15 protein-coding genes and 1 pseudogene are annotated in these 14,859 nt (G+C 66.5%); 5 read left to right on the plus strand and 11 right to left on the minus strand.

The genetic code is table 11. The annotated features are described in order from the left end of the window. Positions 1-30 precede the first annotated feature (30 nt). The 6 genes from BWO91_RS14065 to BWO91_RS14090 form a co-directional block, all read right to left on the minus strand. Complete coding sequence (locus BWO91_RS14065; protein ID WP_064294673.1) at positions 31-444, minus strand: RbsD/FucU family protein; 414 nt, start codon at positions 442-444, stop codon at positions 31-33. Then, entirely contained in the window at positions 441-1,499 is a 1,059-nt protein-coding gene (locus tag BWO91_RS14070; RefSeq protein WP_079002980.1) for an aldo/keto reductase, read from the minus strand. The genes BWO91_RS14065 and BWO91_RS14070 overlap by 4 nt, the downstream gene beginning before the upstream one ends. Positions 1,500-1,595: 96 nt before the next feature. Further along, positions 1,596-3,146, minus strand: a complete 1,551-nt coding sequence (locus BWO91_RS14075) for an alpha-L-fucosidase (RefSeq protein ID WP_079002981.1) — start codon at positions 3,144-3,146, stop codon at positions 1,596-1,598. 23 nt (positions 3,147-3,169) lie between these two features. Then, the gene (locus BWO91_RS14080; RefSeq protein ID WP_079002982.1) at positions 3,170-4,039 is read right to left on the minus strand and encodes a carbohydrate ABC transporter permease; all 870 of its coding nucleotides are present in this window, start codon (positions 4,037-4,039) and stop codon (positions 3,170-3,172) included. Further along, entirely contained in the window at positions 4,032-4,877 is an 846-nt protein-coding gene (locus BWO91_RS14085; protein WP_240555515.1) for a carbohydrate ABC transporter permease, read from the minus strand. The genes BWO91_RS14080 and BWO91_RS14085 overlap by 8 nt, the downstream gene beginning before the upstream one ends. Before the next feature lie 110 nt (positions 4,878-4,987). Next, complete coding sequence (locus tag BWO91_RS14090; protein ID WP_071259084.1) at positions 4,988-6,256, minus strand: ABC transporter substrate-binding protein; 1,269 nt, start codon at positions 6,254-6,256, stop codon at positions 4,988-4,990. A gap of 289 nt (positions 6,257-6,545) precedes the next feature. Between BWO91_RS14090 and BWO91_RS14095 the strand changes: the two genes are divergently transcribed. Continuing rightward, complete coding sequence (locus BWO91_RS14095) at positions 6,546-7,538, plus strand: LacI family DNA-binding transcriptional regulator (protein WP_064294668.1); 993 nt, start codon at positions 6,546-6,548, stop codon at positions 7,536-7,538. 84 nt (positions 7,539-7,622) lie between these two features. Next, the gene (locus BWO91_RS14100) at positions 7,623-8,186 is read left to right on the plus strand and encodes a sensor histidine kinase (RefSeq protein ID WP_167620489.1); all 564 of its coding nucleotides are present in this window, start codon (positions 7,623-7,625) and stop codon (positions 8,184-8,186) included. A gap of 49 nt (positions 8,187-8,235) precedes the next feature. Here BWO91_RS14100 and BWO91_RS14105 read toward each other — a convergent pair. Then, positions 8,236-9,204: pseudogene (locus tag BWO91_RS14105) on the minus strand (aldo/keto reductase). Between the two features lie 17 nt (positions 9,205-9,221). Next, entirely contained in the window at positions 9,222-10,091 is an 870-nt protein-coding gene (locus tag BWO91_RS14110) for a helix-turn-helix transcriptional regulator (RefSeq protein WP_079002985.1), read from the minus strand. 173 nt (positions 10,092-10,264) lie between these two features. Between BWO91_RS14110 and BWO91_RS14115 the strand changes: the two genes are divergently transcribed. Further along, complete coding sequence (locus BWO91_RS14115; RefSeq protein WP_079002986.1) at positions 10,265-11,689, plus strand: MFS transporter; 1,425 nt, start codon at positions 10,265-10,267, stop codon at positions 11,687-11,689. A gap of 22 nt (positions 11,690-11,711) precedes the next feature. On the opposite strand, the gene BWO91_RS14120 is transcribed toward BWO91_RS14115, so the two are convergent. Then, positions 11,712-12,218 (minus strand): DUF6301 family protein, encoded by a 507-nt coding sequence (locus BWO91_RS14120; RefSeq protein ID WP_079002987.1) that lies wholly within the window; start codon positions 12,216-12,218, stop codon positions 11,712-11,714. 4 nt (positions 12,219-12,222) lie between these two features. Next, positions 12,223-12,396 carry a hypothetical protein gene (locus BWO91_RS19695; RefSeq protein ID WP_153303469.1) on the minus strand — a complete coding sequence of 58 codons (174 nt, stop codon included), beginning with the start codon at positions 12,394-12,396 and terminating at the stop codon, positions 12,223-12,225. A gap of 835 nt (positions 12,397-13,231) precedes the next feature. Between BWO91_RS19695 and BWO91_RS14130 the strand changes: the two genes are divergently transcribed. Beyond that, positions 13,232-13,789, plus strand: a complete 558-nt coding sequence (locus tag BWO91_RS14130) for a hypothetical protein (RefSeq protein WP_153303470.1) — start codon at positions 13,232-13,234, stop codon at positions 13,787-13,789. Positions 13,790-13,861: 72 nt separating this feature from the next. Here BWO91_RS14130 and BWO91_RS14135 read toward each other — a convergent pair whose 3' ends face one another. Continuing rightward, on the minus strand, positions 13,862-14,167 hold the full coding sequence (locus tag BWO91_RS14135) for a hypothetical protein (RefSeq protein ID WP_153303471.1): 306 nt from the start codon (positions 14,165-14,167) through the stop codon (positions 13,862-13,864). A gap of 106 nt (positions 14,168-14,273) precedes the next feature. Between BWO91_RS14135 and BWO91_RS14140 the strand changes: the two genes are divergently transcribed. Continuing rightward, positions 14,274-14,843: a hypothetical protein gene (locus BWO91_RS14140; protein ID WP_079002990.1), complete on the plus strand. Its 570-nt coding sequence runs from the start codon at positions 14,274-14,276 to the stop codon at positions 14,841-14,843. Positions 14,844-14,859: the final 16 nt, after the last annotated feature.

Genomic DNA, 14,859 nt, shown 5'->3' on the forward strand with positions numbered 1-14,859 from the left:
AACATCGATAGGGGCGGTCGGTTTCCGGTGTCAGCGCAGGCCGATCGTGAGCAGGAGATTCCCGTACAGACGTTCGTCTCCGGTCGCGATGACGACGCCGACGTCCGGGGATCGCACGCGGTCGTAGAACGCGAAGCGCTCGACCCGCTCGATCGGCACCTCGGAGCCCAGTGCCCGCGCGTAGTCGTCCTGCGCGGGGGCCTCGACGCCGGGCGGGGTCTGCATGACGGTCGCCGACTCGACGTTCACGACCGTGAGCACGGCGTCGAGCACCGTCGTGACGTCCAGCAGGCCGGGGCGAAGGTTGAGATGGATGAGTCGTGCGCCTGGACGGGTCCCGGTCAGGTAGGGGTAGTTGCCGTCGGCGATGAGGACCCCGGAGCCGTGGCCCGACGACGCGAGCGCTTCGAGCAGCGGCGGGTGGACGAGTGGGCCGGTGATCACGCGGACGCTCCAGCCGTCGCAGGGACCGTCGCGCCGTCTGCGGCGTAACCGTGCCATCCCGGGATCGTCCCGTCAACGTCCCACAGCTCGAGCCAGCTGCCGGCGCCCGGCCAGAGGAACACCTGACCCTTGATGAGTCGGTTGTTCCGTTCTGCTGAACGCAACTCCTCCAGCTCGGCAGGGGTCAGGGGGTCTTCGATCACGGCTTGCAGGTTGGCGACGAACTGCGACGCCTTCACCGAGAACGGGATCGGGATCTGACCGCGCTGCACCGCCCATTTGAGGCAGACGAGCGCCGGATGGACGCCGTGCGCACGGGCGATCGATGCGACGACGGGGTGGTCCATGTCGGAGACGTCGGAGTCGATGCGGTCACGATCCGGTCGCGACGGCGACCCGAGGGGAGAGTAGCCCACCGGCTGGATGCCGTGGTCGAGGCAGAACCGGAACAGCTCGGGCTGCTGGAAGCACGGGTGCAGCTCCATCTCGTTCAGCGCGGGGCGGATCCGCGCATCGGAGATGATGGCCGTGAGCTTGGGGATGGTGACGTTCGAGGTCCCGAGGTGCCGGACGACCCCCTCATCGACCAGGCTCTCGAGAGCATGCCAGAGGGCCATGAACTCCTCGTGGAGGTAGGGGCGCGCGTGCTGGTCGCGGTCGGCCGCATCCGCGAACGGTGCGTGGTGGTTCGGGAACGGCCAGTGCACGAAGACGGCGTCGAGGGTGTCGAGTCGGAGGTCCCGGAGGGATCGTCGGACCGATGCGATCGCGGCCGCCGGCTCGTGGGCGTCGTTCCACACCTTCGACATGACGAAGAGCTCCTCGCGCGGCACGCCGCGGGCGATCTCTTCCTCGAGCACGGCACCGACCTGCGCCTCGTTGCCGTACACCGAGGCGCAGTCGATCAGGCGGTACCCGGCTCGGATCGCTCCGCCGACCGCCGCCGCCACGTCGTCCGCGCCGTATCGGTCGGACCCGAACGTCCCCATTCCGATCGCCGGTATCGACGCCCCGCTGGCGAGTCGTCGGGTGGGCACGCTGTCGATCTTGATCATGTCTGTGTTCTCCGTTTCATTTGGTTCGAGCGTGGTCACCGGACGGTGCCACCGGAGCGTTCCGCAACCGTGCATCATCGCCTCGGCTCGCCGCCACTAGATGTTGAGGCCGTGGAAGAAGTCGGTGCGCAGCGCCGGGCCCGCGGGCGCCAGCTCGATCCGCACCACGGCGCCACCTGGACCCGTCAGCTCCGAGTCGGGCAGCACGACCTCGAGATGCTCGCGTGTGCGTGTCCACTCGGCAGGTTCCCGTGAGCCGAGGACCCGGACGTCGACGATCGGCCGGTCGAGGAGCCGACAGTCCGAGCCGAAACTGCGGATGCGCATCCGGCCGTCCTCCGGACGGACGAGTCCGATCCCGTAGACGTACTCGTGGCCGACCTCGGTCATCCGCGTGAATCGGATGTCCTCGGCGGTGTACACGGCCGCCGCGGCGTCGGTGAACGAGCCGGCGGCGGGTGCGGTCGGCCCTTCCCCGAACACGATCCACGGGCGCGACCCGTAGATCGCCTCTCCGTTCACGGCCAACCAGTCACCGACCGCTTCCAACAACGCGACCTCCTCCTCGGGGATCGTCCCGTCGGGACGCGGACCGACGTTGAGCAGGAGGTTCCCGTTCTTCGAGACGACGTCGACGAGTTCCTGGATGAGCTCGGAGGCGTCCTTGTAGTCGTGCCCCTCCACCCAGCTCCATGAGGTCCGGGACACCGAGGTGTCGTTCTGCCACACCTCCGGCCGGATGCCGTCCATGGTGCCACGCTCGATGTCGAGGACCGCGGACCCGGGCGCGAACGACTCCCACTTGTAGTTGATGACGACCTCACGTCCCCACTCGGCCGCCCGGTTGTAGTAGTACGCCGCCAGCCTCCGGAGGTAGGGCTCGAACGAGGGAGTCTCGATGCCGGTGTCGAAGTACAGGATCTGCGGTCGGTAGGAGTCGATGACCTCGACCGTGCGCAGGAGCCAGTCCTCCAGGAAGCGCTCGGTCGGGTTCGTCTCCTGGCGCATCGCCGGTCCGTAGAGGTCGCTGTAGGCGGGGTCGCGGACGTCGGAGTCGAACGTCGTCCCGTCGTTCATGAAGAACCAGTGTTCGGCCCGGTGGCTCGACGCGCCCGTGACCAGCCACGACTGGTCGACCGCTTCGAGGAGGTCGCCCATCACGTCACGCTGCGGGCCGACCTCGGTCACCTTCCACCGCGAGCGGGCGGTGTCGTACATCGTGTAGCCGTCGTGGTGTTCGGCGACGGGCACCACGAACTGCGCGCCGGCGCGTTTGAACAGTGCAGCCCAGGCCTGCGGGTCGAAGCGCTCCATGCGGAAGTGCGGCAGGAAATCCTTGTATCCGAAGCGGTCGTGCGGGCCGTAGGTCTCCACATGGTGGTCGAAGGCGGGGGTGCCGCGTCGATACATGGTGCGCGAATACCACTCGTTGCCGAACGCCGGCACGGAGAAGGCACCCCAGTGCAGGAACACACCGAACTTGGCGTCGCGGTACCACTGCGGAGCCCGATAGTGCGACAGCGAATCCCAGGTGGCGTCGTACGGACCGGCGTCGATGACGGCATCCACCGCTGCGAGCGCTACACGGTTGTCCGAGACGTCGACCGGTGCCGGCAGGGAGGTGGGGTCGAGCGGTTCGAGGTTCATGGGTCTCCATTCGTGGTCGCGGCTCATCGGCCGCCGAAGGCACCCGCGCCGATCGCGGCCACCAGTTGTCGTTGGGCGACGGCGACCACGACCACCACCGGGGCGATCGTCATCACACATGCCGCCATCAGCAGTTCCCATTGCGTGCCCGTCTGGGTCGTGAAGCCGGCGATGCCGATGGGGATCGTCCACTTGTCGGAGCTGTTGAGGATGATCAACGGCCACAGGAAGCTGTTCCAGCTGCCGAGGAAGCTGAAGATCGCGAGTACCGAGATGGCCGGTCGCACGAGGGGGACGATGACGCTGGTGAGGATCCGCCAGGTCGAGGCACCGTCGAGCCGGGCCGCCTCCTCCAGTTCCGCTGGGATCTGCAGCATGAACTGCCGGAGCAGGAAGGCGCCGAACGCGCCGAACAGGCCCGGGAGGATGAGCGCGATCCAGGTGTCGGCGAGCCGGACCTGGTCGAAGCCGAGGAAGAGCGGCACGACCGCGACCTCGGCCGGCAGGGTCAGCGTGATGATGAACAGCACGAAAACGGCGCTCCGACCGGGGAACCGCAGCCGGGCGAACGCGAACGCGGTCAGGGTCGCGACGATCAGGGTCAACAGGGTCGAGACGGCGGCCACGACCAGGCTGTTGGTGAGCAGCCGTCCGAAATCGACCTCGACCCACGCGTCCGCGAAGTTCGACCAGAGGACCTCGGAGCCGATGAACGTGATCCGCGCACCGAACACCTCGTTCGCGGGCTTCAACGCGGTGAAGAACGTCCAGATGAGCGGGAACGAGAACACGAGCGCGAACAGCCAAGCGATCGTCGAGTTGGCCACGAACCCGAGCGTGCGTCCCCGGTGACGCCGCCGAGCGCCTCGTACCGCGAGCTGCTGATCAGTCATAGTGCACCCATTTCTTCTGTCCCCAGAGTTGGAACATGGTGAAGATCGCGATGATCACGAACAGGACGGTCGCGATTGCCGACGCGTAGCCGAGCTGGTTGTTGGAGAACGCGGTCTGGTAGAGGTACAGCATGATCGTCATGGTGCTGTTGCCGGGTCCGCCGCCCGTGATCACGTAGGCCTGGGCGAACGTCGACCACGCGCCGATCACGGTCAACACCGTGGTGAAGAAGAGGGCTGGGCTGACGAGCGGGAGGGTGATCGAGAACAGGCGCCGGAACCGACCGGCGCCGTCGATGCGCGACGCGGCGATGACGTCGGGGCTGATCGAGTCGAGCCCAGCTCCGAGCACGATCATGTTGTAGCCGAACGACTGCCAGAGCGACACGCCGATCACGACGGCGAGCGCCCAGTTGCCGTCGCTGAGCCATGGGATCGGCGCAAGCCCGACGGCTGCGAGCGCCTGATTGACGGCCCCGTCCTGCTGGAAGAGCAGTCGGAACACCGCGGCGTTCGCCACCATCGGAGACAGGGCCGGGATCAGGAAGATCACGCGCAGCCAGTTCCGACCGGCGATGCGGGTCTGCAGCCACATCGCCATCGCCAACGAGATCGCGATGTTCGCCGGAACGTAGACGAGCACGAAGATCGCCGTGACGAGGACGCTGTTGAGGAACTGCGAATCACGGAACAGCCGGGCGTAGTTCTCCCAGCCGGTGAACTCCGTCCCACCGAGCACGGTCGAGTCGGAGAACCCGAGGATCAGCGACGCCAGTTGCGGGACGACGATGAAGACCACCAGCCCGATGAGCCCTGGGAGGACGAATACCCATCCCACCCAACGCGGGCCCCCGAGGGGCCGGCGGCGAGGCCGACCCCTCGGACGCTCCGGTCGGGTGACCGCGCCGTCGGTGACCTCACCCTCCGCGCTGTCGAGACGCACGAACGTCATTGCGCGAGGCCTGCCTTCACCTGTTCGAGCACCTCGGCGACCGTGCGTTGACCGGAGAACGCCTCCACCTCGTACTGCGTCAACAGGGTGTCGAGCTGGGACTGGTTCGCGGGCACCGGAGACGGCGTCGCATCACCGGTCATCTGCCGGATCACCTCGGTGAACTCCGGTGACCCGACATTGGCGGACCAGGCGTCGAGCGAGTCGAGCCGGGCCGGCACGGACGCCTGCGACTTCGTCACCTCGTCGAGACCCGCCTTGCTGGTCATGGCCGTGATGGCCTCGAACGCCTTCTGCTTGTCACCACACGTCTTCGTGATGCCGAAGCCCGAGCCGCCGATGAAGCCCTTCGACTGCCCGTTCGCACTCGGGATGACGGCGATGCCCACGTTGTCCTTACCGAGCGACTCCTGAGCGTGCTGCAGATCCCAGAGCCCCTGCATCTCCATTGCGGACTGGCCGGTGTTGAACGCGTCGATGTCGGGGAACGTTCCGCCGGCGGCCGCCTCGAGCGGCTTCGCGACCTTGTGCACGGTGGCGAGGTCGACGAGCAGTTGCAGCGCGTCGTGGAAAGCCGGGTCGTCGAGCAGCGGACCGTTCTCGTCCGCGTAGGGATGTCCGTCCGCCGCCATCAGCGTGCTGATGGGGTTGGACCCCTGGCCGATCGCGAACCCGTAGACGCCGTCCTTCGTCGTGGCCTTGGCCGCGGCGATGAAGTCGTCGGTGGTCCAGTCGTTCGACGGCTCGGCGACGCCGGCGTCCTTGAACATCTGCTTGTTGTAGAGGATCACGGTCGGACCGGCGTTGAACGGAAGGGCGTAGAGCTCACCGTCCACCCGGAGCTGCTCGAGCATCGCCGAACTGTAGGCGGACAGATCGAGCTTATTCTCCTTCGCCAGTTCGTCGAGCGGCTCCAGCCCCTCGACGTACGGGTTCACCCGCCCGTTCTGGAACGTGACCAGGCAGGGCGCGCTGCTGCTGCGCATCACCGTGGGCAGCTTCGTGTAGTAATCGCCGATCGGCGGTCCGGAGAAGCTCACCGACATCGAGGGGTCGGCGTGCACTCCTCCGGCGATGTAGTCGGCCCACTGCTGTTTGTCGGCCTTCCCACCGACCCAGGTGTACATGGTGACCGTATCGCCGTCGAGACCCGACGCCCCACCGTCGGCTCCTGAACATGCGGCGAGCCCGAGCACCAGGGCCCCGGCGGTCGTGGTGACGCCCACGCGCCTCCACCTCCGGGCACCGTTCGTCTGTGTCTGCATACAACTCCTCCTTGAGTGTTTGGGCGAAACGTTACGTTCTCCGTGAATGCTAAGAAAGCGAAATCCACGAGTCAAGCACAGGTGTCGACTTCGAAATCTTTCGTACGGCGGTATCATCAGGGCGATAGGCGTGAGAACATCCGCGTGGCCCATGGTCGAAACGATTCGTGCTGATCAACAAAGGTCGCACGAATAGACGGCCGAGCTGGCCTATGCTGAGCGGAAACGCCTCTCGCTCGGCGGTGCCCGAGCAAGAGTGGTGAGCGGCGACACCAGGAAAGGCTGGGCTGTGACGACCTACAAGGACATTCAGCGGGCCACGGGCCTCTCGCTCGCGACGATCTCGAAGTACTACAACGGGCGCAACGTCCTCGAAGCCAACCGGGACGCCATTCAGACGGCCGCGCGCGAGCTGGGGTTCCGGCCGAACCAGAACGCCCGATCGTTGCGCTCACGGCGATCGAGGACCGTCGGCGTCCTGCTTCCGGCGATCAACAACGACTTCCACCTCACGATTGTCGCCGGCGTCGAGGAAGCGCTCCGCCCGAGAGGGTTCAGCGTCATCGTGGCAGCCAGCCCTGATCCGGCCGACGACTCCGTCAACCTGCTCATGGATCGGATGGTCGACGGGATCATCGCGGTGACACCGCCACATGACGTTCCGGCTCTCCGCGCCGCCGCTTCGCAGGTCCCGGTCGTCATGGTGGACTGGCACATCGACGACGTGCATGCCGACGGCGTCTTCCTCGACAACATCGCGGCGGGCGCGCTCGGGGCGCGCCACCTGCTCGACCATGGTCACCGCCGCATCGGCTTCGTCGGCGGCGAATCGACGATCTCCTCGATGCGACTGCGCACGGAGGGCTTCGAGACGGCGCTGTTCACGCAAGGGATCCAGGCCGACCCGGCGCTCGAACGCTTCGTGCCGCTGACGGTCGACGCCGGATACCGAGCCACCCAGGAACTGCTCGCACGATACCCCCGTCCCACGGGGCTCTTCGCGGCGAACTACGAACTCACCCTCGGCGCGGTCACCGCGATCAACGATTCGGGTCTCCGCATCGGCCGCGACATCTCGGTGGTGGGGTTCGACAGCCGCGAACTGGCACAAGCGCTCGTCCCGAAACTGACGGTCATCGTGCAACCGACCCGCAAGATCGCCAAGCACGCCGCGCGCCTCATCGCAGACCACATCGAGGCCGGCGAACGCCCGGCCCCAACGGTCAAGTACCTCGAGGCGCACCTCATCCCTGGCTCCTCGGTGTCCCGCGTCGACGACTGAGCTGTACCTTCGTCTCCGACCTCGGTCCCGATGTCCGAGCTCGGGCCCGGTCTCCTGCCCGTAGGACGGGTTCAGGGAGTGCACGTGGGGGCGGCTGACGGCTCCGGTCGTTCCTCGGCTCACCACATCGAGCAGCCCCGCTCGGCATCGACACGTCGCCCGAGCCAATCCAGGCTCAGCCCCGTCGACCTCAGTGCCATCGTCCTGGAGGCGGCCGACGAACGACGACGACTCGGCCTCCCCGACGGCGTGGAGCTGCGCACGGCTGCCGTGCCGACGCTGCAGCTCGTCGGCGATCGAGCACGTCTCCGGGAGTTGCTCTCGATCATGCTCGACAACGCGGTGACCTACACCCGCGCCGGCGAGATCTTCCTGAGCGTGCGCTCGGACGGCGTGGATGCGATCATCCGCGTCACCGACACGGGGATCGGCATCCCGGCGGACGAACTCACCCGGGTCTTCGAACGGTTCCACCGAGCCGGGAACGTGCGCGAGGAGACGATCCGCGGCTCAGGCCTCGGGCTCACCATCGCCAGATCCATCGCGCACGCGCACCGCGGCACGATCGAGGCCTTCGCCACCGGAGACCCCGGGACGACCTTCATCGTCCGACTCCCGCTGGCCCGCCGGAACCGCTCGGCCGGCTGACACCGCCGACGAGGCGTCTCAGTCGCCGAGGCGCCCGGGTCGGCGACGGTCACCACCAGAAGGGCGCTTGCGTCACGTAGGGCGATTCGAGCCTGGCAACCTCGTCGTCCGTCAGCTGCACGTCGAGCGCGGCGGCGGCGTCCGTGAGGTGTGCCGCTTTGGTGGCACCGATGATGGGAGCTGCGACCGTCGGGTTCCGCAGGACCCAGGCCAGTGCGACCTGCGCCATCGGGATGCCTCGCTCGACCGCGATCTCCTCGACGGCGTCGATGATCGGCCCGTCGGCGTCCGTGTCGAACGCCTTCGCCACCTCGTCGATGTTCGAGCGGTCCGTGGCTGCACCGCGCGGCCGGGCGAGCCGTCCTTTACCGTTCGGCGAGTACGGCGTGAGGCCGACGCCGGTGTCCGCGCACATCGGGATCATCTCCCGTTCCTCTTCGCGTTTCAGCAGGTTGTACTAGTTCTCCATCGCGACGAAAGGTGTCAGCCCGTGGACCGCTGCGGCCGTCTGCAGCTTCGCGAACTGCCAGGCGTACATGGAGGAGGCGCCGAGGTAGCGCACCTTCCCCGCTCGGACGATGTCGTCGAGCGCCTGCATCGTCTCCTCGACCGGGGTCTCCTCGTCGAAGCGGTGGACGTAATACACGTCGATGTGGTCGGTCCCGAGTCGTCGCAACGAGGCGTCGACCTGTTCGAGGATGGCCGTTCGGGAGAGTCCCGATCCCCCGGGCCCGTCATGCATCTTCCCCGAGACCTTCGTCGCGAGGACGATGTCCTCACGGCGACTGAACCGCGTGATCGCGCGTCCGACGTACTCCTCGCCGCTGCCCTGCTGGTAGACGTTCGCGGTGTCCCAGAACGTGATCCCCAGCTCGACCGCCTGCCGGAAGAACGGCGCGGACGCCGCTTCGTCCAGGGTCCAACGGTGGAGTCCGCGGTTCGGATCGCCGTAGGTCATGCAGCCGAGCGCGAGGCGGCTGACGCGGAGTCCGGTCGCTCCGAGGCGGGTGTACTCCATGCTTGGTGCTCCTTGCTTCAGTGGTGGGGCGAGGGCTGTTCGGAGGTGGCCGCCCAGCTGGCGAGGAGTTTGAGTGACTCCTCGGTCGGTGAGCCGGGTTCGGCGCTGTAGATCAAGAAGTTCAGGCCGGGCTGGTCCATCGGCTCCATCGCCTCGTAGATCATGCGGAGCTCGCCGACGACCGGGTGGTGGAACACCTTCTCGCCGGACGTGTGATGGCGGACGTTGTGCGCGCCCCAACGGACGCGGAACTCCTCGCTGCGCGTGGACAACTCACCCACCAGGTCCTGCAGTGCCCGATCGTGCGGGTTGCGCCCTGCCTCGGTGCGGAGGATCGCGACGTTGATGTCGGCCGAGGTCGACCAGCTCGGATAGAACGCCTCCGCGAGGTCGCGGTGCAGGAACACGAACCGAGCCAGGTTCACCGGGCGCTCCGGGAGCGCGTAGAGGTCGGCGTACAGCGCGCGGAAAAGCGCGTTCTCCGCGAGGACGTCCATCCGGCCGTTCCGGACGAACGCCGGGCCTGCGGTGATGGAGTCGAGGGCGAGTTGCATACCGGGCCGCACGCCGGCCGGCGCGGACCGTCGGCGGGCCCGGATCGGCGATTCGTTAGCCGCCCGAGCGAGGTCCGTGAGGTGGGAGCGCTCCGCGTCGTCCAACCGCAGGGCCGAGCCGATCGCGTCGAGGACCGCCTCCGACACCCCCGAGAGGTTCCCGCGCTCGAGACGCGAGTAGTACTCGACGCTCACTCCGGCGAGCATCGCGACCTCGGTGCGGCGCAGCCCCGGGACGCGTCGGTTCGTTCCGCCAGGCAGCTCCACCTGCTCGGGCGCGAGTCGGTCCCTGCGAGTCGTCAGGAACTCGCGCACCTCGTCTCGATTGTCCATGCCGACAACGATAGGACGCGGCCTCCGGTGCTGGGGTGTTCCCCCAGGACACCCATCCTCGGCCTCGTGGAGGCCGTCCGGGCAGGCGCGCAGCGTCTCCCGTACTCGCGCCGCCCTGAGACGTGCCCTGGCGGAGTATCCCTGCTTCGTCGCCGGTGGTGTGTGATCGAGGGATGCAGATCGACCACGGGAACGCGGCAGCACACCGCGTGTCATCACCGACCTCGGACGATGGCCTCGCCGACCGTGCAGGCCGGAAGCCGCGACAACGCCTGACGCTGCTGCTGGCTGCGCTCGGGTTCTTCCTGATCACCCTCGACATCCTCATCGTCACCATCGCGCTCACCAGCATCGCGCGAGACCTCGGCGGAACGACGGCATCGCTGCAATGGGTGATCGACGCCTACACCGTGCTGTTCGCGGCCCTCCTGCTCCTCGCCGGCAACCTCTCGGAGCGGTTCGGCGCGAAGCGGGCGTTCGGCGTCGGCATCACCGTCTTCCTCGTCACGTCGATCGCGTGTGCGGTGGCCCCGTCGATCGGTGTCCTCATCGCCGCTCGAGCTCTGCAGGGCGCCGGTGCGGCGTTGATGCTGCCGGCGTCCATGGCGCTCATCCGTGAGGCGTTCCCCGAAGGTCGCGAGCGCGCTCGCGCCCTGGGTGTCTGGGCGGTCGGCGGCGCGGTCGCCACCGCACTCGGGCCGGTCCTCGGCGGCACGTTGACGACGCTCGACTGGCGACTGGTGTTCGCGATCAACCTGCCCGTCTGCATCCTGATGCTCCTGCTGCTCAAGACGGTCGCGTCGTCCTCTTCACGGCCCGAGCCGTTCGACTGGGCCGGACAGTTCGTCTGGCTCATCGCGGCGACGGCGCTGGTGTTCGGACTCATCGAGGGCGGGGCGGACGGGTTCGCCAGTCCCGTCGTGGTCGCCAGCCTCGGCGTCGCGCTGGTCGGTATCGTCGGCTTCCTCGTCATCCAGGGCAGGGGCGCGCACCCGATGATGCCGTTGGATCTGTTCCGATCGAGCGGTATGCGCATCGCCCTCGCCGTCGGATTCGCGTTCATGGTGAGCAACTTCGGGACGGTGTTCGTCCTGAGTCTGTTCCTGCAGCAGCAGCTCCGACTGCCTCCGCTGCTCGCGGGACTCGTGTTCCTCCCTTCGGCCCTCTTCGCCGTCGTCGGCAACATCGTCAGTGGCACCGTCGCCAACCGGTTCGGGGTGCGCGTCCCGATCGTGTCGGGGTTGCTCCTCATGGTGGTCGGGCTCGTCGGCACCGTCGCCACCGCGCACCTGGGGTCGCCGATCTGGGTGGGCCTGTTCGCTTGCTTCTCCGCCGCGGGAGGTTCCGTGGCGATGCCGCCGGTGACCTCCGTGGTCCTCGCGAGCGTCCCGGCATCGCGTGCAGGCACCGCAAGTGCGGTCTTCAACACCTTCCGACAACTCGGCGGTGCGGTCGCCATCGCGGTCTTCGGGGCGCTCCTCACCGGCTCGACGGGCTTCGTCGCCGGGCTGCAGCTCAGCCTCGTCATCGCCGCGGCGCTCATCCTCCTCACCGCGATCGCGAGCGTGTTCATCAGGCCGGCGGACGGGTCGTCATGACGCCGCAGTCGACCAGACGCGATCAGTCAGTGTCGTCGCCAGCGCCCGGCGTGCGGCCGGGATCGATGCCCAGGCGTTCCTCGCTCCGCTCCACGTCGGCGAACCGCTGCCCTTCGACGACGAGCAGCACCTTCTTGGGCACCGTCTTGAGCCAGATCCTGCCGCCGTTCGCCAGTTCCCAGTACGGGTCGCGGGCCTGGGCGCGGGAGGACTGACCAAGGTGCGCGCTCAGCGCCGACTGCAACTCCTGAGCGGCACTCCGCAGCGCGCCGGGGTCGTCGCTCTTGTCGGAGACCGCGATCACGACCTGGGAGATCGCTTCATCTGCGACGAGCGAACGAACGGTCGGCAGGTTCACGGCATACCCGGAACGGTGTTGGACACCGCTCGACGTCTCCAGTTTGAGCTGCCACCCGAGACGCTCCGCGAGTGCACTGAAGTCGTCGCGACCGAGCGGCCACGACACCGATGTGAAGACTTCACAGACGGTATCGATCTGCGCGTCCGTGGCTCTGGCGAGTGCGTCCATCCGGTCATCCTACGGCGGCCTCGGCACCGGCTCCGGCGGCGGCGGACGAGACGCCCTGAAAACCAGAACAGCCGCTGACCTGGATGTTCCAGGGCAACGGCCGGGTCGAGCTGATGGAGCCGCCCAAGGGAATCGAACCCTTGACCTTCTCATTACGAGTGAGGTCGACGGGATCCATGGACGTCCGCGGTAGTCCGCTGATCAGGGTTTTTCCAAGCCAGGGTCCGCCGAAGTTTGTCATGTCAGTCCCGCGTTGCTGTCATCGGCGCCTCCCGAATGAGAACACCGTCGCCCCCTCCCCCGCGCTCGTCGGGTGAAACAGTGCCCCCCCCCCTGCCGTCATCAATCCGGCTCCCGGGCGAAACCCCACCCTCTGAGGTTTCGAGCAGCTCGGGTTTCGACAACGAGTTCTGAGCACCCGACACAAGCGGAATCTGGCCACATCGCCGGACCGATTGGCAGGTGGTCAGAAACGATCGTTTCCGGGCACGTTAGCCCGTCTGGCTCTGTCGCTCGTGAGGGAGTGCAACAGTGCGTGGCGTGCTGGCCAGAGATGGGATGAATCTCAATCGACGGACGCTGACATCGGATCTCTCAACGCTCTCGCCGCTTCTGCGAGTTTCTAGACACGAAAGATGCCAATCAGTCCGAACGCATCAAACTCTCCGTGTTCAACGACCAGGCGCACAACGCACTCTTCACTGATATCCCGCTCGGACTCTTGGAATGAGTACGGGTGAGCGATCGATGAGCAGGAAGCTCGGCTGCAGGGACACGGCCCGAAACTAGGTTGGTTCACCGACCGCAAGATATTGTCCTTCTATGGCCCGTGCACCCTGGAACAGACCCGGCGAATCCCCACAGACACGTTGGGTCCGTATCGCGATGTTCTGGAGCGCGGTCGTGCTCGTCGTTGCGTTCGTCGCAATCCTCGTGTACTTCGTCGTGGAATCGGCCGAGATCGCGGGCCTGTGAGGTCGGGTCGCTTGTTCGCTCGATGAAAGGTGTATCCCATGCCTGAAGGTCGAACTCTCGCGGTGTCGCGGATGCGCATGGCGAGTGTGGTGCTCTCGATGGTCGCGCTCGCCTTCTTCGCGATGGCGATGCTCCTGTCGTCGTCGTCGTCGCGCGTCGTCCTCCTGGTCGGACCCATCGTCCTCGGTGCGGTCGCACTCGTTTTCGCTCTCATGGCCCGAGGATCCGCCGTCGCTCGCCCCGGGCCCGTCATCGCGTTCGTGCTGGCTACGCTGGCGATAATCGTTCCCGCCGTCGTCGTCGGCGCGGTGATCTCCTCAGTGGCCGCGGCCCCGTCCGCGGTCTACACGATCGAGGTCGACTCCCCGGATCCTGTCGACGTGGTGATCAGGGACGGTGCCGATCGCACGAGCGCCACGTGGGACTCGGGAGACACCATCACCCTCGACTCGAACGCGACGGTCATCGGGATCAACGCGCGAACGCCGGTCTCCACCACGGTCATCTCGTGCGAGATCCGCCGCGACGGCACCGTCTTGGTCGCCGACGAGCGCGCCGGAACAGTCGATTGCAGTTTCGTCGAGGGTGACGACTAGCGAGGCGTGCCCGAGCCAGACAAAGGTTCGAGCCGACGCCATTACCGACTAGTTCGAGAGCATGGTGTTGATCTAGTCCTTCAGTGAATCGATGAACTCTCGCAGTTCGAAGCTCAACTCAGATGCGTCTTTGCCCGTTGCCACAGTGAGTTGGGAGAAGAACCACTCGTAGCTGACTGAGGAGGCGAGCAGCAGCGGCGTTACGTCCAAGGACACCTCGTCCTGGTCGCTCGGCACCGCGCCAATTGCTCCATCTTGGTTGAGTTTTTCCATCGATGTGTTGAAGGTCCGAGTCCTGGCTTCATCCGACTCGGCACCGGTGTATCCGGAGTAGAAATCGAGCAGCGTGTGAGAGGTGTTCCGAGCGGCAGTATCCATACCGCGACGGTACCGGCTCGCGCCGACATTCAGAGACATCAGTCACCCTCGTGACGCCCTGGCTGGAACCGTCGGCACCGTCAGAGGGGCCCGATAGTCTGCGTACATGTCAGACGTTGTAGCCGCTCTCATCACCACAGTTGGTGCGCTGGCGGGTTCTTTCGGAGGCTTCACGCTCGCGGCTCGCATGCAACGCCGCCAAGCGAAAGAGGAGGATGAACGCGCACAGCGCGATGCCGAGCGAGCGAGGGCCGTGGTGCTCGAAGATGAGCGCCACGAGTTTCAGCTCACTACGTTGCTCTCGCTGCAAGAACTCACCCGGAGGATGGCACGAAGGACCTTCCTGATCATTCAACAGGATCGCCAAACCATCGAGAGTCATGGTGGGTACCGGATGCTCCCGACCGAGGACCCTGAAGACTTCGCCAACTCCGTCGAGTTCAGCCACAGCATTGCGCGCATTACCAACGCTGAGCTTAGAGAACAGCTCGACGCTTTCTCCAACCTGTGTAGCACCTACTCGATGCCGCCGCTCGATTGGTCGGACCTGAGCAAAGAGTCTGCCCTGGTGGTGCAGGAGCACCGCTTTCAAGAACTGATGGAGTCGGCCTCCGAGACGGCCGACCTGCTCAACCAGCGTTTGCGCGGCGAGCTCGATCGCAACGCAGCAAAATGACGGCGACGGCGGCGGC

It is taken from the genome of Plantibacter flavus, assembly GCF_002024505.1.
Taxonomy (GTDB): Bacteria; Actinomycetota; Actinomycetes; order Actinomycetales; family Microbacteriaceae; genus Plantibacter; species Plantibacter flavus_A.